This window comes from Microcoleus sp. B4-C2, assembly GCF_036705265.1.
Classification (GTDB): Bacteria; Cyanobacteriota; Cyanobacteriia; order Cyanobacteriales; family Microcoleaceae; genus Microcoleus.
Window position 1 is genome coordinate 90,413 of sequence record NZ_JAUBUB010000009.1, and the last position, 21,818, is coordinate 112,230.

Genomic DNA, 21,818 nt, shown 5'->3' on the forward strand with positions numbered 1-21,818 from the left:
AGGTATGACGAAGTGAAACCCTAGATGCCGATTTGAGATTTGAGATTTTAGCTTTTCCTTTCTTCTTCCTTATCTTCTAGATAACTAAAGCCTTCTTCCATCTATCTGTTACATCTGTTACATCGGAAGGAAGCGAATCCGTTGCCGAACTTCACTTCCTTCTGCTATAAAAAATGGGGCGAGCCAGAAGCCCGCCCCACCCAAAATTATGCTGCTGCTATTAACCCAACAGCGCCTGAGCCTTAGCTACCACATTATCAACGGTGTAGCCAAACTTTTCTAAAGCAACGGGGCCCGGTGCAGAAGCGCCGAATCGGTCAATACTGAGGCTATCGCCTTCAGAACCCAAATAACGTCCCCAGCCGAAGCTAGAACCTGCTTCAACGGCCAACCGCTTAGTAACAGCTTTCGGCAGTACAGATTCGCGGTAAGCGGCATCTTGTAAGTCGAACAATTCCCAGCAAGGCATCGAAACTACGCGCACTTTATTACCTGCGGCGCGCAATTTTTCAGCGGCATCAACGCAGAGGTAGGTTTCGCCGCCGGTGCCGATTAAAATGATGTCGGGAGTGCCGCCGTCGTCAGACAAAATGTAAGCGCCTTTGGCTGTTCCTTCGATCGAACTTCCAGCCAAGTTAGGCAGATTTTGACGAGACAAAGCCATTAAAGTTGGGCGAGTGCGGCTTTCAACTGCCACTTTGTAAGCGCCGGATGTTTCGTTACCATCCGCAGGGCGCATTACCAACAAATCGGGAATTACTCGCAGAGAAGCGATGGTTTCCACGGGTTGGTGAGTTGGGCCGTCTTCGCCCAAGGCTACGGAGTCGTGAGTCATTACGTAAATAACTCCAGCTTCCGAGAGTGCAGAGAGGCGAATTGCTCCCCGCATATAGTCAGCAAATACCAAGAAAGTGGCGCAGTAAGGAATTAAACCGCCGTGCAGTACCATACCGTTGGCGATCGCACCCATGGCGTGTTCCCGCACACCAAAGCGCAGGTTACGTCCTTCGTACTGACCTTTTTGGAAGTCTTTTTCACCCTTGAGCAAAGTCATGTTAGAAGATGCCAAGTCAGCGGAACCGCCGATCAGTTCAGGTAACACACCTGCCAAAGCATTCAAACATTTTCCAGAATGATTCCGAGTCGAATCGGCTTTATCTTCTGCCTTGTATGTCGGCAAAACTTTATCCCAACCTTCAGGAAGTTTGCCGGCAACGCTGCGCTCATATTCTGCTGCTTCTGCAGGATATGCTGCTTTATAAGCATCAAAAGCTTTCTGCCATTCTTGCTCAGATTGAGCACCGCGATCGACTGCTTTGCGGAAGTGTGACAAAGCATCATCAGGAATCTCAAACGGTGCGTGTTCCCACTTCAAGAAATCACGAGTTGCTTTCACTTCATCGGTACCCAAAGCAGCACCGTGAGAACTGTAAGAATTGCGCTTGTTTGGAGAACCGTAACCAATGATGGTGCGGACTTTAATCATGGACGGTTTGTCCGTGACTTTTTTGGCTTCTTCAATAGCTTTGTGAACTGCTTCTAGGTTAGTATCTTCGTCTAGAGCGGTATTGTCTACTGTAATAACGTGCCAATTGTAAGCTTCAAAACGCTTGCCCACATCTTCAGTAAAGGCCAAGCTGGTGTCGCCTTCAATAGAAATGTGATTGTCATCGTACAAGGCAATTAATTTGCCGAGTCCGAGGTGTCCGGCCAAAGAACAAGCTTCGCCAGAAATGCCTTCCATGTGGCAGCCGTCACCCATGATGACATAGGTGTAGTGGTCAACAATTTTATGGTCGGGCTTGTTAAACTTAGCAGCGAGGTGAGCTTCTGCCATTGCCAAACCGACGGCATTAGCAATTCCTTGTCCGAGGGGGCCGGTGGTAACTTCTACGCCTTCGGTGACGAAGTTTTCGGGGTGTCCAGGGGTTTTGGATTCCCACTGACGAAATTGCTTGATGTCGTCGAGGGTGACGCTATCGTAGCCGGTCAAGTACATGAGGGCGTACTGTAGCATACAGCCGTGGCCGGCGGAGAGGACGAAGCGATCGCGATTAAACCACTTGGGGTTTTTGGGGTTGAACCGCATGAACCGATCCCACAGCACAAAGGCCATAGGGGCAGCGCCCATCGGCAGTCCCGGGTGTCCTGATTTTGCTTTTTCTACCGCATCGATGGCCAAAAAGCGGATAGAGTTGATGCAGAGTTCTTCGAGTGATTGGGTTGCAACAGCCATAATTCTGGTTTTTATATGTTAAGAGAGAGTGTGTGTGGTCGATTCTGACAGAGGTGCGATGAGCCGAGTTCGATCGCTCGCGTTTCTGCTGTTCAGTTTCTGTGGAACTGCCGTGAGGCTGCACTACATATCATCTCACCTGTTGCGATCGACAGACAACTTAATTTTTTAATGTTTCGGTCGCTTTGTGCAGTTGATTGTAAATTTTTATCGGAGATATTTCTGGGGCGAGTGCGGCTCTGTGCGATCGGGCTACGAGAGGATGTAACTTATTTATTTGGCAAATTGCCTCTCAAAGCCGCCCAGTTATGATAGAGTTTGGTGTTTCTGACATCTTGCAGCTTTGTCACGAACAGGCAAGATGCCTGTTCCACAAAGAGTGAATTTTCTTGTGGGGCGTTGATTTGAGCAACGCTCGATCGCACGATCGCCAGAATAGTGCAAGATGTCAGATATTTGTAATTTTAATCAGGCAATAACTAATGACTCTCAGTGAAGCCGAAGTCCGCAGTCAAAAAGTAGACGAACTGCGATCGCAAGGCATAGAACCGTATCCCAGTGAATCCTACGCGCGATCGCACACAGCCAAGCAAGTTCGCGAAATATTTAGTCAGCCGGGAAAAGAACTCGAAAACGGACAAAGTGACCCCGAAGAAATTTCCCTGCGATTAGCTGGCCGCATCACTTCCAAGCGAGACAGCGGCAAAATTGGTTTCATCGATTTAAAAGACGCCACAGACAAAATTCAACTCAAAATCGAGAAAGCAATCGTCACCGGCGAAGTCGGTTTGAGCTTTGAACAAATTAAAAAATTGCTCGATGTCGGCGATTTTGTCGGCGTCGAAGGTATCGGCTGCCGCACCCCCAGGGGAGAACTTTCTATTTTAGTGAGGGAATTAAAGCTTTTATCAAAAGCTACCATTCAATTTCCCGATTCTTATTACGGAATTAACGACCCCGAAGTTTGCCGCCGTCACCGCGAAATGGATTTGGCAAGCAACCAAGATGCGCTCAACCGTTTTATGCTGCGTAGTCGCATCGTTCAAAGCATCCGTTCCTATCTCTGGCAAGCCAATTTTTACGAAATAGAAACGCCAACACTCCAAGCTATTTACGGCGGTGCTGCTGCTAAGCCATTCATCACTCACCATAATGCTTTGGAGGTGGATTTGTATTTGCGAGTGGCTCCCGAATTATTCTTAAAAAGAGCAATTTGCGGCGGTTTCGAGCGAGTTTTTGAACTAGGGAAAGCATTTAGAAATGAGGGCATTGACAGCACCCACAATCCTGAGTTTACCTCTTTAGAAGTTTACCAAGCTTATGCTGATGTTTTCGACATTTTAGGAGTTGTCGAAGACGTGATATGTTTCGCAGCGGCGGCGGTATTTGGGGATGTCAAGGAAATTGAAAATCAGGGGGAAACGATTAGTTTAGAACGCAAGTTCGACTACAGCGAAAAATATCCCGGTTTCAGTGGCAAACACTGGCAAGTGAAAACGATGGTAGAAGCTGTCAGAGACGAGTTTGGGCTGGATTTTGACACTTTGGATTTAGAAAGTGCGAGATCCTCTGCAACCAAGCTAGAATTGCACCTGTCTAAGTTAGAACAACAGAGTTTAGGCTACGTGCTGTATGCAGTTTTTGACAAATTAGTTGTTCCCAAACTAATTCAACCTACATTCATCATCGACTACCCTGTTGAAGTCAGTCCCTTAGCAAAAGGACATCGCAGCAAGCCCGGATTTGTAGAACGTTTCGAGCTATTTATCAACGGTACAGAATACTCGAACGGCTTCTCAGAATTGAACGATCCGAAAGAGCAAAGAAAGCGGTTTGAGGAACAGTTAGCACAGAAAAATGCGGGCGATGATGAAGCGCATCCAATGGATGAAGACTTTATTCAAGCTTTATCTTTGGGAATGCCTAATTGTGCGGGAATGGGTATCGGTGTAGACAGATTGGTGATGCTTTTAACTAATACTCAAAGCATCCGCGATGCGGTGATGTTCCCGACAATGCGGCCGGTCAAAGATTGATTCGTAATTTTTTGTAGGGGCGGGTTCACGAATAACATTTAATTCCCACAAACAATCTATATAAACCCGCCCCCACCCGACAAATAACCTACATCAACCTTGACTTCGATCAAATACTAAAAATGTGCATTGCGATTTACCGTTGGAGGGGGGCGGGTTTATTTATATCGTCAATTATTGGCTAATATTTTGGTGAAACCCGCCCCTACAATTATGCAGAAAATGTGCATTGCGATTTACCGTTGGAGGGGGGCGGGTTTATTTATATCGTCAATTATTGGCTAATATTGTTGGTTAACCCGCCCCTACAATTCTACGGAAAATGTGCATTTTGATGGCGGGCTGGGAGGGGGCGGGTTTATATAGATTGTCAATTATTGACAGGTATTTTGGGTGAACCCGCCCCTACAAGCCTGAATTTAACAGATTTGATATCACCGCATAAACGAACCGACAACACCGTTCATATCTTCAGCCAAAGGATTTCCCAAAGCCTTAAACTTCCACTCGCCGCCTTCTCGATAGACTTCTCCCATCAACATATTTAATTTTCCTTCATAAGATGGGTCATTTGACAAGCGATAGCGAGCTATTTCTTTCCCGGCGGCATCTACAGCTCTCACGAAAGCATTTTGTACCAGGCCGAAATGCTGTTTTCTCTCTTTTCCATCGTAAATATTTACGCCCAAAATAATTTTGTGATATTCTGCTGGCAAAGAACTCAGTTTCACCACTATTTGTTCGTCGTCTCCCTCTCCCTCCCCCGTGAGATTGTCGCCTGAGTGAACAACTGTTTTGTCCTTTGATTCCAAATGAGAGTAATAAATTACATCCTCTTTGTAGTTCTTTATTTTGCCATTTTCTCCCAGCAGCATAGCGTAGGAATCTAAGTCAAAATTTGCACCGCTGCTTCGCCCGAAAAGACCTTTTTTAGCTTGTGCAACATCCCAGCCCAAACCCATTGTCAGTCTGGACAAGTCGTATTCGCTTTTGCTGAGAACTATTGATTGTCCTTTGGTTAAGTTGATAGCCATAGTTTTGTGATTTTGTAAGGTTTATGGTGAAGTTGAATGATTGCCCTAAGCTAGCATTTTGTTTGTCGGCAAAAGCTGTTTCTAGGGTAAGAGATTTTTGATTCGTGCTGATTTTACCCAATTCGGATATTCTGCTGTCAACAAATCGTATAATTCCTCATCGGCAATATGTTCCGGGTCTTCTAAACTGAAGAAATCGGCGTTGTCTAGGTAGCGATCGCCCATTTGGTCAAGCTGCTCTAAAAAGCTAAAATCGCTCGCTACTGCTCTTGCTAACCACCCGCGAACTCCCTTACTTTTGACATCTTTCTGCGACTTACCGATCGCCATAAACTGCCAAAATATCGGCTCATAGGACGACCATTGTAGCTGCTGCTTGGTTTCCGATTCGTCCGCAGTGGCTCCATCAGTCACAAACATCACGTAGACAGGTCGATCGGCTTTAATACCTGCGTTGCGCCTGCTACCCCTACCGTCAGGAAAATAGAAGTTTCTAATTTCCTTCATCACTTTACCGTAGTAAGTACCTCCTTCTAAAGGATACTGTTGCAGTATATGGTCGATGAAGTTTGAGAAATTGTCGATCGACATTTCACCGGGATTGTGTGGGTTCACTCCAAACAGAAATATGTCGATCGCTGCGTTGTCATCAAACCGACATCCCAAAGCCAAAATCTTCTCTGCCAAACGCTGAATTTTTCCTGAACTGTATAGCGAAGACATGGAACCAGAAATATCAAGGCAAAGCGCTACTTGAGCATTGTGATTGGTGAGATTTGCCTTTTTTAGCGAGATATCTGCTTTCTTAGCGAGATTGAAAATGTGCGGCGCTTTCTCCTGAAGCTTTTTGTCTAATGCTATAGCTTTCTGACTTTTGTGGCTATCTTCAATAACTGGTAATCTAGGCAGTTCTACTGTACGTTGTGCAGGTTTTTCTGGCTGTTGAATCTCTGAATGATACTTGTCAACAAAACTCTGCAACCCTGCTTTATATCCTTGTCCTACGGCCTGAAATCTCCAAGCTGCCTCTTTTTTATACAACCGTCCAAATTCGACTGCTGTTTCTTCAGAAAAACCTTCTGTTAAATCATAGCGCGCTAGTTCGCTGTCGGTTTGGCGATCGTACAATCGGATAAAAGCATTTCTGATTTGGCTAAAATTTTGATGTTTAGCTTGTGCGTCGTGAATCGTGACCACAAAAACCATTTCCTCAACAGCAGCAGTTACTTTTTCCAAGTCTACATCAATTGTCTCGTCATCCCCTTGAGTTTGACCAGTTTGATTATCTCCCGAATGGGCGATCGCTCCGTCCGGCGACTGCGAGTTATTGTAAAATACAAAGTATCTTTCATCGGGGATTTTGCCGTCTGAACCTAATGCAAAAACCGAGGCATCGATATCGCAGCTTTGCTGGTTTGAGTCTGAAAAATTTAGTTCAGTTGCTATTTCCCATCCCAGGGCGATCGCAACTTTTGTTAAACTTGGAGATGTTTTAGAAAGATTAAATCTTTCGCCCTTCTTTAATTGAATTCCCATCTGGTTTGTCACCTCATGAGTCTGGCTTAAAATCGAGGGAAATATTCCTGCTTCCGAATTTCCCCTCGATTTATTTAGTTAGGAGCGATCGACCTTTTATCCGGCATACTTATCTACAAAGCTTTGCAAGCCGGAATTGTAGCCTTCTCCTACAGCTTGAAACCTCCACTCGCCGTCTTTCTTGTAAAGTCTGCCAAACTCTACCGCTGTCTCCCTAGAAAAATCCTCGTCCAAATCGTACTTCGTTACTTCTGTGTTAGTAGTAGTGTCGTAAATCCTGATAAAAGCATTCCGCACTTGACCGAAGTTTTGCCTTCTCAATTCTGCTTCGTGGATAGTTACCACAAACACAATTTCTTGCACCGCCGGATCGACTTTGGTTAAATCGACTGTAACGGTTTCATCATCGCCAAATCCTTCTCCGGTTCTGCTATCTCCCAGATGTATTACAGAAGTGTCCGGCGACTCCTTGTTGTTGTAGAAAACAAAGTATTTTTCGCCGGGAATTTTGCCAGTAGCCCCCAACATAAACACGGAAGCATCTAAGTCAAACGCTGCGCCGGTGTCTGTAGCATTGGTATCCCATCCCAAACCAATCCCGGCATTTTTTAGCCCCGGTGCTTCTTTAGAGAGATTGATTCTCCCGCCTTTTTCTAAGTTGATAGACATTTGCTCTCCTGTTTGCAACATCTCTGATATTACTGCTAACAATTATACCAACTGTCAGAGCAGCTTGACAAATTGCTTTTGGTACTCGTCCTCGGTCAATCGATTTTAGATTTTAGATTTTGGATTTGGGATTTGGGATTGGAGAATTGCTCCCGTATGGTCAGAGCAGCTTGACAAATTGCTGCTGGTACTCATCCTCAGTCATCAGTTCGTGGGTATTTTCCACCCTGTCTAAAAACACGATTCCATCTAAATGGTCGTGTTCGTGTTGAAAAATTCGGGCTACAAAGTCTGTCAATTCTTGTCGGTGGAGTTTGCCGTCTCTACTGGTGTATTCTATCTCGATCGCCCTACTTCTCGGCACCAATCCCCGAATCCCCGGAATGCTCAAACAGCCTTCCCAGTCTTTGACTGTCTCTGTTGATGCAGCCACAATCCGGGGATTAATCATCGCTGTGGGCTCCATGTTGGGTGCTTGGGGATACCGCAGGTTGGGGCGAGATGCGACGATGAACAGGCGATCGGACTGAGCCGCTTGAGGGGCGGCAATCCCCACTCCGTTTGCCTGCTGTACTGTAAATATTAAGCTGTCAATCAACTCTTGAATGCGATCGTCTTTAATATTCTCGACAACTTGCGACGGGCGGCGCAATACGGGATTTCCTAATTGTGAGATTTGTAAGATTTCTGCCATAGTTATTGATTATCTGTTATTGGTTATTTGTTGTTACAGTTTTGTCGGTTGAATGGAGGAACAAAATATAACTTACTCACTCAATAATTAATCCGTGTATCCGTGCCCAAATCCGTGTCGTGCTTTCCTTCTTATCCAACTTTTTGAACCGGCAAACTTCCCGTTTTAACAGTCAAATTAACTATTTGTCCGTTACGGTTAATTTCCATTTGCAACAGACCGCCAACCTTAGCATTTTGCACGAACTCCTGAACAGCTTCCGACTGAATAATCGGCTGATTATTAATCTTTTGAATCACATCTCCAGCCCGCAAACCTGCCGCCGCAGCGGGAGAATTAGGAACAACACTAACAATAGCCACACCCCGATCGACTGCAACTCGCAGGCTGCTGGTAGCATTGCTGTTAATTTGCTGCTTAACCTCTGGATTCAGCGTCGCCATTTCAATGCCTAAATAAGCGTGTTCGACTTTCCCCGTCGTAATCAGTTCCTTCGCCACCTGTTGGGCCGCCTGAATGGGAATCGCAAACCCCAATCCTTGAGCACCTTGAATAATCGCCGTATTCATGCCAATAACTTCGCCCGAAGCATTCAGCAGCGGGCCGCCAGAATTCCCCGGATTAATTGCAGCGTCTGTTTGAATAAAACCGATCCGCTTGTCGGGTACGCCCACATCAGTGCTCGATCGCCCCGTAGCGCTAATAATCCCCGCAGTTACGGAATTGTCCAAACCCAAAGGATTGCCGATCGCGATCGCCCATTCCCCAGACAACAGCTTATCCGAATTGCCGATCGTCACCACAGGTACATTATTCGCCTCAATCTTCACCACAGCCACATCCGTCACCTTATCCGCCCCCAACACCCGCCCCTGAAAGCTGCGGCCGTCCCTGAGAGTTACATTTACCGTATCGGCTCCCTCTACAACGTGAGCGTTAGTGAGAATCAGGCCGTCGGCACCGATGACAAAACCCGAACCAGTGCCCCGTTCGATCCCGCCCCGGCCACCCGAATTCGGTTCTATCCCAAAAAAATCTTCCGGCGACAGCCCTCTATTTCCCGGTTTCACCAGGCGCGAAGCATCGATCCGAACCACTGCCGGGCCAACTTTTGCCACCGCAGCCACAATAAAATTCACATTAGCCGCGTCCCCCGACAAGGGAACCGGCGGCAAGACTTTCCTAGCTTGATCCTTTGTATTAGGAGGCAGTTGCAATTTCGGTTCTAGCGCCCTTTGTCCAGAATCGCCAGAATTTGCACGAAATTGAGAAACCGTCAGACGATCGCCCAACATGGCGGCCCCGGCTCCCGTTACCAGCAGCAATATGTAAATTGCCGGTTGCTTCCAAAATTTGCCAGTAGAACTCTTCATTGCCATGTTTTAAGGCTTTCCTGCCAAATCTAAATATTTGCTGAGCAGCTCCCCGATAGCTGGCGCAGGACTGCAGAGCCGCCAAATTTGTGGGCGATGGCGTCGGGCCCTTGCCCGTGCTACGGCAGACTCCCTTAAACTTTAGCATCTGAGGACTAAACTCTCTAGACTGTAGAATTAATATCTTGAATGCCGATCGGCAGAGGTGAGCAGTGGACATTCCCCTCGAAAGTCTGTGGAATCAGATACTTGAACGTCTCCAGGTACAACTGAGCAGACCTAGCTTTGAGACGTGGATCAAAACTGCCAGGGCAGAACAACTCGAAAATAACTGTTTGATCGTCAGCGCCCCCAACCCCTTTGCTCGCAATTGGTTGCAAAAATATTACAGAGAAATCCTTGCCGATGCAGTCGCAGAAATTCTCGGCTATCCCGTAGACATTTACTTGACAATTGCCGGGGGAAACGAAACAGGCGGCAGCAGCGACTCGGCCATAATTTGGCCCTCCCCCATCGCCGATATCCCGGAAAGCCACTCGCTTCACCCCCCCAAACCCGCCAATTTAAACCCCAAATACCTATTTTCCCGCTTTGTCGTCGGTTCCAACAACCGCATGGCCCACGCGGCCTCCCTCGCGGTAGCTGAGTCTCCCGGCCGAGAATTCAATCCCCTATTTTTGTGCGGTGGCGTTGGTTTGGGCAAAACTCATTTGATGCAGGCGATCGGTCATTATCGCTTGGAAATTGACCCCAACGCCAAGATTTTTTACGTTTCTACTGAGAAATTTACTAACGATTTAATCGCCGCCATTCGCAAAGACAGTATGCAAACTTTCCGCGACCATTATCGGGCGGCAGATGTTTTATTAATAGATGATATCCAATTTATTGAAGGCAAAGAATATACTCAAGAAGAATTTTTCCACACTTTTAATACTCTGCACGAAGCCGGGAACCAAGTAGTTTTAGCTTCTGACCGTCCGCCGCAGCAAATCCCCCGCCTGCAAGAGCGTTTGTGTTCCCGATTTTCCATGGGATTAATTGCCGACATTCAATTGCCAGACTTGGAAACTCGGATGGCAATTTTGCAGAAAAAAGCTGAGTATGAAAATATGCGCCTGCCGCGAGATGTGATTGAATACATTGCTTCTAGTTACACTTCCAACGTTCGGGAATTGGAAGGTGCTTTGATTCGGGCGGTAGCATATCTTTCAATTACTGGTTTGCCGATGACTGTGGAAAATATCGCCCCGGTTTTGAATCCGCAAACTGAAAGTGTAGAGGCAACGCCAGATGCAGTAATTGCAGTTGTGGCTGAGGAGTTTGATGTTTCTGTTGAAGATTTGAAAGGCAGTTCCCGGCGGCGAGAAATTAGTCTTGCCCGTCAAATAGGGATGTATTTAATTCGGCAGCATACTGGTTTGAGTTTGCCGAAAGTTGGCGAAGTGTTCGGTGGCAAAGATCACACGACTGTGCTTTACAGTTGCGAAAAAATTGCTCAGTTGCGGAACACTGACCCGAATTTGGCTCAAACTTTGCGTCAGTTGAGCGATCGAATTAACGTTGTCAGCCGCAAAAGTTGAACCTCTTTTCACACATTCACTCATGGCGTAGGGTGCGTCGCCACCCTTAAATCTTAAATAGTATCCACAATCTTTGAGCGACGCACCGGTGCAGACGGGGTGAGCGTAAACAAACCCACACTTTCGATGCCACCGGATTCGATATTGCCTGTGGAAAAACCTGTGGAAAAGTTGCCCTCTGTTTGTGGAAAACTTTACTCGATCGCCCGAAACAGCTTTTGCACAAAAATGGGCGATCGACCGCACCAGTTTTTCCACAAGTTTTCCACAGGTATTTATTATCTATAAGTGACACGCAGCAAGCAGTTAGCTTTTTTTTCCACAGTTTCCACAGGGCGATCGATACAAAAATAATTCCATAAATTAAAAAATACTAGCGATCCCTGCACACCCAAAACACATAATTCGCGACGCGCACTAACCTCAGAAACCCGGTTTCTTGGAAGATTTCTCGTTTTTACAGGCAAAATTTTGCCTAGAAACCCGGTTTCTAGCCCCATGCTTAAGCCCTACACACAGAAAAACCGACCCGCCGGCTTTCTGTGATACCATTTGTTTCTGTTTCAAATCCGGTTAATTAACCTTCCTACAATGAAATTGGTTTGCACCCAAAGTGACCTCAACGCCAACCTCTCGTTGGTAAGTCGGGCCGTTCCCTCCCGCCCGACACATCCGGTACTAGCCAACGTGCTCTTAGTCGCGGATGAGGAAAATCAGCGGGTTAGCTTGACAGCTTTCGATCTCAGTTTAGGCATTCGTACCAGCTTCGCAGCAGAAGTGACTGGCGGTGGCAGTTTTACCATACCCGCTAAATTACTCAACGATATTGTTTCGAGACTCCCAGATGGAGAGATTACTCTAGAAGACGAAGCGGGAGACACCGTAGCATATCTCACTTGCAGTTCTGGCAGCTACCAAGTTAGAGGCATGGGCCCGGAAGAATTCCCAGAATTGCCCGCAATCGAAGCCGGAACAATCCTTAAATTGCCACCGGAAGCCTTGATAGAAGGACTCAAAGGAACTTTATTTGCTACTAGCCCCGACGAGGCAAAACAGGTACTTGCAGGGGTGCATTTAAAGGTATTGCAAGATTGCCTGGAATTTGCAGCTACAGACGGCCACAGATTGGCAGTAGTTCAAACTGCCAATGAAAAAGCTGAAGGCGAAGAAACCCAAGAAGAATTTGAGGTGACAGTCCCCGCTAAAGCATTGCGGGAAGTAGAAAGAATGCTGGTGATGCGCCAGTGGACTGAACCTGTCACCCTGCATTTTGAACACGGTCAAGTAGTGTTTGAATGGGCAGACCAGCGGCTGACAACCCGCACCTTGGAAGGGCAATATCCCGCATACCGGCAGTTGATTCCACCGTCTTTTGAGCGACAAATTACCTTAGAAAGGCGATCGTTCTTAGCAGCCGTAGAAAGAATAGCCGTTTTTGCAGACCAAAAAAACAATATTCTCAAATGCAGCATCGACGAGGAGAATCAGGAAATTACTTTGTCTGTAGATGCTAAAGATGTCGGCTGTGGCAAAGAGTCAATGCCCGCACAGATTTCGGGAGATAGCATCGATATTGCTTTCAACGTGAAATACTTAATTGACATTTTGAAAACTGCTCAATCCCCAGAAATTCAACTGCAATTAAACGGTGCTTTAGCCCCCGTAATTTTCCAGCCTTTGGGCGGAGTCAATGCTACATTCTTGGTAATGCCCGTGCAGCTTCGAGCGTAACGGATTGGTAGGGGCGGGTTTTACAAACAATCTCCGCCTAAAATTGCTCCTCTAATAAACCCGCCCCCGCTTGGGCGGTAAATCGATATCGACAAGTCGCCCAGGCATTCAAATCCATGGCAACAAAATTTCAAATTCAGTACCTGTACCGGGCGTAGAATGCAAATTTAACTTGCCTTTATGCTTTTCCGTAACAATTTGATGGGTAATTGCCAACCCCAAACCGGTACCTTTCCCCGCCGGTTTAGTGGTGAAAAATGTCTCAAAAATCCGCCGCTGAATTTCGGGCGGAATTCCCGGCCCGTTATCGGCAATTCGGATGGCTATCCAAGCGTTATTTTGATTTTTTTCCGCAGATTCTGGGCATAAGTCGCCGTTTTGGCTGGCGGATAATAGCTGTTTGGCATTTGGTCTATCGCCCCTAACATAATTTTGAATTAATTCCGAATTCACACAGTCTCCGTCACAACTTTCTATTACCTCGGTTTCAATAGTAATCGCAGGCATAAATTCTTTTTCTGCTTTTACCTCTTCCAAAGCGTCGATCGCATTACTGATGATATTCATAAATACCTGGCTCAACTGACCCGAGTAACATTTTACCAAAGGCAAATCCCCATAGTTTTTAACTACTTTAAATCCGTACTTCAGACGATTTTTCATAATTAGCAGCGTACTGTCAATACATTCGTGAATGTTAGCTTGCTTCAAGTGGGCTTCGTCCATGTGAGAAAAGGTGTGCAGGCTGGTGACGAGTTCGGTCAGCCTCTGCGATGAAACTTTCATACTTTTGAGAATTTCCACCCAATCTTCTTGCAAAAAATCAAATTCTATGTGTTTTTTGAGTTTGTCAATTTTTTCGCTGTCACCCACAATCTCTTCGTAAGCCGACAGCAACTCCATGATGTCTTTCGAGTAGTTGGACAAAAACCCGATATTTCCGCTGATGCAGGTGACGGGATTTCTAATTTCGTGGGCAACTCCAGCTACCATCTGTCCCAAACTCGCTAGTTTTTCGGTTTGAATTAATTGAGATTGAGTTTGCTGCCTCAGCAATTTTGTTGCTAGTTCGTGAATGTTGGATTGAGCTACTAACAGTTCGTGCACATCTAGCAAACTATAAGTTTGAGGCGACACTTGAACCACAATCGGTTCGTAAAGCAGTTCTTTCGATCGCAACAGCGACTTCCTGGCTGCATCCACGATTAAAGTATTGCTGGGAAAAATTAAACTCTCAGTTTCGGCAAAGCGGTACAAAGCCCTCACCGGTCGCTTTAAAAATAATTCTCGCCCAAAAGGACGGCTGATAAATTCTAAAAATCTCCGCCGGGAAATCATACCGGCAAATTCACCTTGATGGGTCACAATGACTCCCGGTAACAGCGGATTAGCTTCTAACATCTGAGAAATTCGTATTCCCCAATCCGTAGCTTCTACCTGAAAATCGTAAAGCGACAATTCTTGGAGAGTAGAGTCTAAACAAAGTTCTCCTAGGTCAGCCTCGGAGAGGGGTTGGACTGGTCTTTCTACGCAGGAGGTATTCAACATAAATTTATCAGCACGCTTTTTTTGGGGTTCTATTTGCCAGACATTCAGCTACCAAAGGTCAGCAGGTGAGTTGCTGAGTGGACAGACATCCCCCTGGCAAACTGCATTTTAAATTACACAAAAAACTGACTGTACCAAGGAAAATTTTACCACTTAAAGTATTAGGCAAGATTGAGGATCGCCGAGATAAATGCGCCCTTGTAATTATACCTGACTTTATTTTATACTGACTTGAGCGGTATTAACGCTTGTTTCTACTATTTAACTATTCATTAATCTTAGGTAGTCGTCTTAACCTTTTGTTAATAAAATATTAGGCTGAGAAATATAAGTGATTGATAATAGAAGAAAATCGGAATTGCCCGATCGCCAACACGATGCAGCCCGTCAGCAGAAAATTTAAAAGCAGAAAGTCGGGGGGTGACGCCCCGGAATTTTAGCTGGCTATCGCGATGGCGGGACGCCCTCGCCCGTGCTAAGGCGTTTGAGGCGATTTTATCCCATATCCCCGATCCGGTACTCGCAACCCCCCGTAACGCTCAGCCAGCTACACACCTGCCAGTGCGTCCCCTATAGGTTTGTCGTGAAAACAATTATTTTTACCCGAAATATTTATCAAATCGGCGACGGTTCGCAGAGTCAATCGATTTTAGATTTTAGATTTTAGATTTTAGAATTGAAGCATTGACCCCAGGGATAAATTCGGGGGCTTGTATCCTGGATAATTTCGGTCAATTATTGATTGGCTGTACGAGGCGGATATGAATAGAAGTTCATTCAAATTAAAACAAGTTTAACCATTCCCAATCATTCAAGGCATCAGCATTGATTAAATTAGAAGCTCTACAAACTCCCGCAAAAAAAAGACAAAATAAAATTAACGGGATCTTAACTTAGTGCTATGCTTTGGTATGATCTACAAGGAGTTCTACCAAAGACGTATAGCTAAATAGCAATCTACCAGTAGGTGATCGATGCAACCCGCCCTGACAAATCAGTTAAATAATGCTTTCACCCTGTTTCTCAGCTTGTTAGTAGAAGCAATACCTTTTCTGCTGCTCGGAGTTTTATTTTCAGGTTTGCTGCTGGGGTTTGTAGACGAACGCAAACTCGTATCGCGCATCCCGCGAAACCCGCTGCTGGCGGCTTTGATGGGCAGTTCGATCGGCTTTTTGTTTCCCGTGTGCGAGTGCGGTAACGTGCCCGTAGCCCGCAGGTTACTGATGCAGGGAGTACCCGCACCAGCCGCGATCGGCTTTTTGCTGGCGGCCCCCACCATCAACCCCGTGGTAATTTGGGCTACTTGGACGGCATTTCGGGATCAGCCAGAAATTGTAGTTTTTCGGGTGGTATTTTCTCTGTCTATAGCCACAATTATCGGCTGGGTGTTCAGCGCCCAAAAAGACTTGCGGCCTCTGCTGCAACCCTCTGTAGCCCGTGCGATTCCTCTGCCAAAACCAGAGTTTTCCGAAAAAGAACTCGTCCAAGCTAACACTCCGCTGCTGTTGCAGTCGGGAACATTTATGCTCGGTCAGCCGGGGGGGGTGGTGCCGATCGAATCTTTGCTACAAGACAACTGGAAGCCATTACAAACAGGCAAAACAGAAAAAACCTCGAAACTTTCCTCAATGTTCCACCCCGTTTCTAAAGAGCGTCTGCGCCTGCTTTTAGATACTATGGTACAGGAGTTGCGCGAATTAGGAGGAGTGTTGGTAATCGGAAGTGCGATCGCAGCCATCATTCAAGTTGGCGCCCCCCGCGAACTAATTCTCAACCTCGGCCAAGGCCCCGTTTCCTCGATTCTAGCCATGCTGCTATTAGCGGCAGTCGTATCGATTTGTTCTACAGTAGATGCCTTTTTTGCCCTGTCTTTTGCTTCCACATTTACCAGCGGTTCGCTGTTAGCCTTTCTCGTTTTCGGCCCGATGATTGACCTCAAAGGTATCGGTTTAATGCTGTCAATTTTCAAAGGTAGAGCCGTAGTTTACTTAATTGTATTAGCAGCTCAGTTAACCTTTTTAATGACCCTTTCTATTAACTTGCATTTAGGTTAATAAACTAGCTCAAACAGACAACTCATACGATGATTTTCGCTGGGCTATTTTCAATTACCTTGCTCCCCGACACAGAAGTCACCGATATACGGATAGTTTTTTTTCTTTTCCTTCTACCCTCTTCCTTCCCAGTCACTCTTAAAAAATGAATTTAAAAAAAATTAGCCCCTGGCTGGATGCCCTAGCTATCTTAGCCTGGGGAATATTGCTCCTCAAATATTGGATCACGGGCAAATTAAGCATTCTCATTCACCCCAATTACTTTGGCTTGACTCTAGCAGGAGGAATCGGCTTAATAGTTATTGGCGGTTTAAAAACTTGGGAACTCTTAAAACTCGATCGCACCACAAAGCAATCGCGGACATCAACAGCAAATAACTCTCTCAGAATCACAGAAGTTGAACACGTTACTTTGTTTCCCCCCAGTATCGGCAGCACCTTAATGTTGAGCGTCGCATTAATAGGTTTACTAATAACGCCACGCACATTTACCAGCCAGACAGCTTTAGAACGGGGCCTCACCGAAGCCCTGCCCATCACCAGACTGCAACCCCAAGAATTTCGCAATACTACCAAACCAGAAAATCGATCGCTCGTCGAATGGGTGCGGCTGTTAAATTTCAACCCCGAACCGGATACATACAGAGGTCAAAAAGTCAAAGTTCAAGGATTTGTAATTCACCCCCCCAACATAGCCGAACAATATATGTGGATCGGGCGTTTTATCATTACCTGCTGCGCGGCAGACGCCTATCCGATCGGGTTGCCTGTAAAATTACCGATCGGTCAAAGCCGCGCCGCCTTTGCCCCAGACAGTTGGCTAGAAATAGAAGGAGAAACGATCGTAGAAGAACTGCAAGGCAAGCGCAAATTAACCATTCAAGCATCCTCCCTCAAACCAATTCCTGAACCAAAAAACCCTTATGATTATTAGATGTGGAATAAGTATCAGATTAAATTTTACCTTGATTGCGAGATCGACAGTCCAGAACCGTCCTGCGTATACAAATTAAGATACTGTACAGTCAGCGATCAAACTTGCAAAAGCATCCTGTAGTAGTTGCCAAAAGTAAATTCAGCAACTACACTCGTCATTAGTAAATAAATTCTGAGTATATGTCAGCAGAAAAAAAATTAGCTATCAAAGGTGCGGCCTGGACGATCGCCAGCTATGGAATCAGTCAAATTATCCGATTTGGCAGCAACTTAATCCTGACGCGTCTCCTTTTGCCCGAACTATTTGGTCTGGTAGGTCTAACCTACGTTTTCATCATAGGGATCAACTTATTTTCAGACATAGGTCTAGGCCCAAGCATCATCCAGAATAAGCGCGGGGAAGATCCTCAATTTCTCAACACCGCTTGGACACTGCAAGTCATTCGCAGCTTTTTCGTTTGGATTTGTTTGATTATAATTACCCAGCCTGTTGCGAGTTTTTATGGAGATGCCCGTCTGGAGTGGTTGATTCCAGTAATAGGTATAAATTCCTTAATAGGAGGCTTTAAATCCACTGCCACATCCAGCCTAGAACGCAAAATGGCAGTGAAGAAAGTAGTAATTTTTGAGTTAGGCCAACAGATTTTTTCTACTACAGTAATGATTGTCTGGGCCTGGTTCGATCGCAGCATCTGGGCGATCGTTGCAGGCGGCTTGAGTGGAGCTTTAATAGAGTTAGTATGGAGCCATTTTTTGATTCCCGGCAAGTCAAACCGCTTTGCTTGGGATAAAGAAGCAGTTAAAGAAATATTTTCTTATGGGAAATGGATATTTCTGTCTACGGCTTTGTATTTCTTGTGTTCTCAAGCCGATAGACTCATCCTGGGGAAAATATTTACTTTAACAACGTTGGGCATTTACGGCATCGCTTTTACTCTCGGCGATATGCCGCGCCAAGTCATCATCGCCATTAGCGGCAGGGTGATTTTTCCCTCGATTTCTATGCTGGCAGAGTTGCCACGGGAGGAGTTGCGCGCAAAGATACTTAAGAACCGCAAGTTAATTCTAATACCATTAGCCGTAGGTTTAGCAATTTTTGTGAGCTTCGGAGATCAGTTAATTTTAACACTGTATCGGAAAGAGTATGAGGCGGCATCTTGGATGATGCCTATCTTGGCTTTAGGTATCTGGCACACCACCCTCTACAATCTGATGGGTTCTTGTCTGTTAGCCGTAGGAAAGTCTCAGTACCAAGCTATGGGAAATCTGCTGACTTTTGTGAATCTATGTATAAGTATACCGCTGGGATATCACTTAAAAGGTAATTTAGGTGCCGTGATTGCTGTAGCTCTCGGCGACCTTCCTACCTACGCAGTAACTAACTACGGTTTGTGGAAAGAAGGACTAACTTGTTTTTGGCAGGATATTCAATTAACAGCACTGTTTGTAGGGGTGCTGGCAAGTCTACTTTGGTGTAGAGTCGCTTTTGGTTTGGGTCTGCCGATCGATAAAATATCACCGATGGATTTAATCCCCATCAATCAACTGTTTCAGTAAACAAACCTGTTGAAACTGCAGCGTGTCCCACCTAATTAATATCTTAAGTTTCATTCAGTCCTGGAGGCACCACAAGTTTCAAAAACTAGGTTTGTTACGGGAAATAACTCGTTGCAGCCATTTACTGTGGTAAAAAAATGGCTGGGTGAGTGTTAGGAATGGGCCCATAAGTGTAAAATTTAATAGGGAAAATTTGGTAGTTAATTTTCAGCAGAAAGTAGGAGAGAAAGATTGGTGAGTATTTTTAAGAAAAAAATTAATCCTTCACCCTTCGCTATTGGGCCATTCAAACAGCCGATCGACCGCACGGCGATCGTCCTCATGCTAGTGCTGAGCTTCTTAATCGGGCTGCTGCTGCTGAGCGGCGATCGCACAGCACCCAGAGTGCGAGAATTTACCTGGGAAAACAAACAAATCGGCGCCGAAGATACCGGCTTTATCCTCACATTCTTTCGGCCGATGAACCAGCCCACCGTCGAGGAAAACTTAAAGCTAGAACCCCCCCTCCCCGGTAAATTTAGTTGGGCTGGAAGGCGCATGGCTTACACCCTCAAAGATCCAGCACCCTATGGCGTTACCTACACATTAAAACTCGCCGGAGCAACCGACAAGTATTTCGGAGAAAAAAACCAAAATAAAGGAACGCTAATGCAACCGTTTAGCAGTTCCTTTCGCAGTCGCGATCGAGCTTTTGCTTACATCGGTGTCCAAGGCGAAACAGAAAGCAGATTAATGCTAGTCAATCTCACCAGCAGCGACTCGAAACCAATACCGCTGACTCCCAAAGATTTAGTTGTCACCGATTTTAAACCATATCCCGACAGCGATCGCATTTTATTCTCCGCCACAGATCGATCGATCGCCCGTACTCGCGGCACCCTCAATCAAGAACTCTTCACAGTCACCACCGGCCTCAACCCCCAATCAGGCTCAGGAAATCAACCAAAATACCCAGCCGGTAGAATCGACAAAATCTTAGACTCCAAAGATTACCAAAACCTCAAATTCGACCTCTCAGCCGACGGAAAAATCATAGTTGTCCAGCGCGTCAACCGCCGCAATCCCGGCGATTTCAGTCCTTGGATTGTGGAAGAAAAAGTGCCGCCCAGACCATTGGAAAATGAACAAGGCGGAGATTTTATGATTCGCCCCGATAGCATATCGATGGTAATATCTCAAAAACAAGGATTAGCGATCGTCCCCCTCAAACCCGAAGCAGATCCAGTCGAATTTTTGCCAAAATACGAACAAGTATTGGGCATGGCCCGCGACAACTCCGCCGCCGCCTATGTTAAATACAACAGCGATTTTACTCGATCGCTTTTCATCTTAGATAACCAAGGTGTAGAACAAGAAATATTGCGTATTCCCGGCAGCATTATGGCTGTTTATTTCGACCCCCGCAAAAACGAAGACAACCAAGTTCAGCGTCTCTACTGTTTGTTAGCCCAACGCCTCAAAACAGAAAGCTACAAAGAACAGCCTTTCATCGCCACCATCGACCTCAAAAAAGAGGGTACTCGTTTGGTAGGAACCATCAAACCGCTGCTGATTTTGCCCAACCAATTAGATACCCAAATCAGTTTATCTCCCGACGGACTGGCATTAATTTTCGACCAATCAGTCACAGCAGCAACTCCCTCAGCAGCCGACAGTCCCCGCAACGATAGTGGACAGTCGATCGCCACCAGCCGCCTCTGGCTGCTACCCTTAGTAGAAAGACCTGCAGACGGTTCTCCCGCCAAAGTACAGCCAGAAGAACTTCCCTTTGCCGGCTATCACCCCCGCTGGCTACCATAAACCAATTTTAGATTTTAGATTTTAGATTTTAGATTGACCGATATTGGTAAATATCGATAGGGTAAGGTGCACGCCTAAACACCAAGCGTTGAAATGTGCTCGGTATACATCCTACTTTTACTAAATCCATTTGAGATTAGAGATTAGAGATGGAGTTGATACTATGCGATACTGGTAAATACGACAAATTTTGACACCTAAAATCTAAAATCTAAAATCTAAAATCATTATGACTCCCGAAGAAATTAGCAATACCCTTAAAGACTTATTTGGTGAGAGTGTTGAGATGCCTGCTGCCACTTCTTGGCAAGTAGAAACCCCCAATTTTCGCCTGTTAGTCCTCCTTTCAGAAGACGGGAGTTGGCTGCGGATTTTGCTGCCGATCGCCGATGCCCAGGAAGCTCAACCATTTCTTGATAAACTGCTAGAAGCTAACTTTGACACCACCCTGGAAACTCGCTACGCCTTACATCAAAACGTTTTGTGGGGAGTATTTCAGCACAGCCCGGCCACACTCGCGGCCGCCGATTTCTCGGCCGCCGTCGCCAGACTGCTGGCTTTGCAAGAGAGAGGTTTATCTGACTTTTTCGACGGTTTGATAGAAAGCCGCATCCGTCAAATCATCAAAGCTGCGAAGATGCAGGGACAGTCTGTGGAAACTACCCTTCAGACTTTAGACCGTTTTTACGCAGAGGGATTGATGGGTGAAATGGAACTAGGCCGAGAGTCTCGCGAAAACACTCTTGCCGCTTGGCGGTATCAGCTAGAACGCCTCTGGCCGGAGGTGGAACCCTAAGAGAATTGGAGATTGCTGATTGGAGATTGCAGATTGCAAAAAACTGATGACTGTCGAGGTTCGGAAGTTGCCTAAAGTTGCATTTCTTTTGAGTGGAATAGGAACTGGGGCCGACGGTTAGGATGTTCTTAATTCCACAAACCCTTGCGGAACATTGCTTCTTCCTTCTCTCCTAGGGAATGAGAATTAAATAACTTCCACTCTTGAAAGTGGGATGGGCGTCCCGCCCGTCCTT

Annotated in this window: 18 protein-coding genes; 10 read left to right on the forward strand and 8 right to left on the reverse strand. The window is 46.0% G+C overall.

Annotation, left to right across the window (positions count from 1 at the left end; genetic code table 11):
• Positions 1-220: 220 nt before the first annotated feature.
• Positions 221-2,236 (reverse strand): transketolase, encoded by a 2,016-nt coding sequence (gene tkt, locus QUB20_RS05720; protein ID WP_333245030.1) that lies wholly within the window; start codon positions 2,234-2,236, stop codon positions 221-223.
• A gap of 34 nt (positions 2,237-2,270) precedes the next feature.
• On the opposite strand from tkt, the gene QUB20_RS05725 reads away from it, so the two are divergent.
• Positions 2,271-2,408 carry a hypothetical protein gene (locus QUB20_RS05725; RefSeq protein WP_333110366.1) on the forward strand — a complete coding sequence of 46 codons (138 nt, stop codon included), beginning with the start codon at positions 2,271-2,273 and terminating at the stop codon, positions 2,406-2,408.
• 97 nt (positions 2,409-2,505) lie between these two features.
• On the opposite strand, the gene QUB20_RS05730 is transcribed toward QUB20_RS05725, so the two are convergent.
• A complete protein-coding gene (locus QUB20_RS05730; protein ID WP_333291228.1) occupies positions 2,506-2,661 on the reverse strand; it encodes a hypothetical protein in 156 nt (51 codons plus the stop codon).
• 57 nt (positions 2,662-2,718) lie between these two features.
• Here QUB20_RS05730 and lysS point away from each other — a divergent pair, with 57 nt between their 5' ends.
• Positions 2,719-4,272 (forward strand): lysine--tRNA ligase, encoded by a 1,554-nt coding sequence (gene lysS / locus QUB20_RS05735; protein WP_333245027.1) that lies wholly within the window; start codon positions 2,719-2,721, stop codon positions 4,270-4,272.
• Positions 4,273-4,706: 434 nt separating this feature from the next.
• Here lysS and QUB20_RS05740 read toward each other — a convergent pair whose 3' ends face one another.
• The 5 genes from QUB20_RS05740 to QUB20_RS05760 form a co-directional block, all read right to left on the reverse strand.
• Positions 4,707-5,306 carry a TerD family protein gene (locus tag QUB20_RS05740; RefSeq protein WP_333209118.1) on the reverse strand — a complete coding sequence of 200 codons (600 nt, stop codon included), beginning with the start codon at positions 5,304-5,306 and terminating at the stop codon, positions 4,707-4,709.
• Positions 5,307-5,387: 81 nt separating this feature from the next.
• Entirely contained in the window at positions 5,388-6,842 is a 1,455-nt protein-coding gene (locus QUB20_RS05745) for a TerD family protein (protein WP_333245024.1), read from the reverse strand.
• Between the two features lie 96 nt (positions 6,843-6,938).
• The gene (locus QUB20_RS05750) at positions 6,939-7,511 is read right to left on the reverse strand and encodes a TerD family protein (RefSeq protein ID WP_333056776.1); all 573 of its coding nucleotides are present in this window, start codon (positions 7,509-7,511) and stop codon (positions 6,939-6,941) included.
• A 160-nt stretch (positions 7,512-7,671) separates the two neighbouring features.
• Entirely contained in the window at positions 7,672-8,205 is a 534-nt protein-coding gene (def, locus tag QUB20_RS05755; protein ID WP_333245021.1) for a peptide deformylase, read from the reverse strand.
• 131 nt (positions 8,206-8,336) lie between these two features.
• On the reverse strand, positions 8,337-9,578 hold the full coding sequence (locus QUB20_RS05760; RefSeq protein WP_333245019.1) for an HhoA/HhoB/HtrA family serine endopeptidase: 1,242 nt from the start codon (positions 9,576-9,578) through the stop codon (positions 8,337-8,339).
• A gap of 212 nt (positions 9,579-9,790) precedes the next feature.
• Between QUB20_RS05760 and dnaA the strand changes: the two genes are divergently transcribed.
• The 3 genes from dnaA to dnaN all read left to right on the forward strand — a co-directional run bounded on the left by dnaA (position 9,791) and on the right by dnaN (position 12,892).
• Positions 9,791-11,161, forward strand: a complete 1,371-nt coding sequence (gene dnaA, locus QUB20_RS05765) for a chromosomal replication initiator protein DnaA (protein WP_333245016.1) — start codon at positions 9,791-9,793, stop codon at positions 11,159-11,161.
• Positions 11,162-11,260: 99 nt separating this feature from the next.
• Complete coding sequence (locus QUB20_RS05770; protein ID WP_333245013.1) at positions 11,261-11,449, forward strand: hypothetical protein; 189 nt, start codon at positions 11,261-11,263, stop codon at positions 11,447-11,449.
• Positions 11,450-11,752: 303 nt separating this feature from the next.
• Complete coding sequence (gene dnaN / locus QUB20_RS05775) at positions 11,753-12,892, forward strand: DNA polymerase III subunit beta (RefSeq protein WP_006632140.1); 1,140 nt, start codon at positions 11,753-11,755, stop codon at positions 12,890-12,892.
• A 108-nt stretch (positions 12,893-13,000) separates the two neighbouring features.
• Here dnaN and QUB20_RS05780 read toward each other — a convergent pair whose 3' ends face one another.
• Positions 13,001-14,440, reverse strand: coding sequence for an ATP-binding protein (locus QUB20_RS05780; RefSeq protein ID WP_333056770.1), 1,440 nt, complete (start codon positions 14,438-14,440; stop codon positions 13,001-13,003).
• Positions 14,441-15,414: 974 nt separating this feature from the next.
• Between QUB20_RS05780 and QUB20_RS05785 the strand changes: the two genes are divergently transcribed.
• The 5 genes from QUB20_RS05785 to QUB20_RS05805 all read left to right on the forward strand — a co-directional run bounded on the left by QUB20_RS05785 (position 15,415) and on the right by QUB20_RS05805 (position 21,583).
• The gene (locus tag QUB20_RS05785) at positions 15,415-16,494 is read left to right on the forward strand and encodes a permease (RefSeq protein WP_333056769.1); all 1,080 of its coding nucleotides are present in this window, start codon (positions 15,415-15,417) and stop codon (positions 16,492-16,494) included.
• Between the two features lie 145 nt (positions 16,495-16,639).
• Positions 16,640-17,428 (forward strand): TIGR03943 family putative permease subunit, encoded by a 789-nt coding sequence (locus QUB20_RS05790; RefSeq protein WP_333245010.1) that lies wholly within the window; start codon positions 16,640-16,642, stop codon positions 17,426-17,428.
• Between the two features lie 182 nt (positions 17,429-17,610).
• A complete protein-coding gene (locus QUB20_RS05795; protein WP_333245007.1) occupies positions 17,611-18,987 on the forward strand; it encodes an oligosaccharide flippase family protein in 1,377 nt (458 codons plus the stop codon).
• Between the two features lie 234 nt (positions 18,988-19,221).
• Positions 19,222-20,787, forward strand: coding sequence for a hypothetical protein (locus tag QUB20_RS05800; RefSeq protein ID WP_333239374.1), 1,566 nt, complete (start codon positions 19,222-19,224; stop codon positions 20,785-20,787).
• Between the two features lie 229 nt (positions 20,788-21,016).
• The gene (locus QUB20_RS05805) at positions 21,017-21,583 is read left to right on the forward strand and encodes a hypothetical protein (RefSeq protein ID WP_333239372.1); all 567 of its coding nucleotides are present in this window, start codon (positions 21,017-21,019) and stop codon (positions 21,581-21,583) included.
• Positions 21,584-21,818 lie beyond the last annotated feature (235 nt).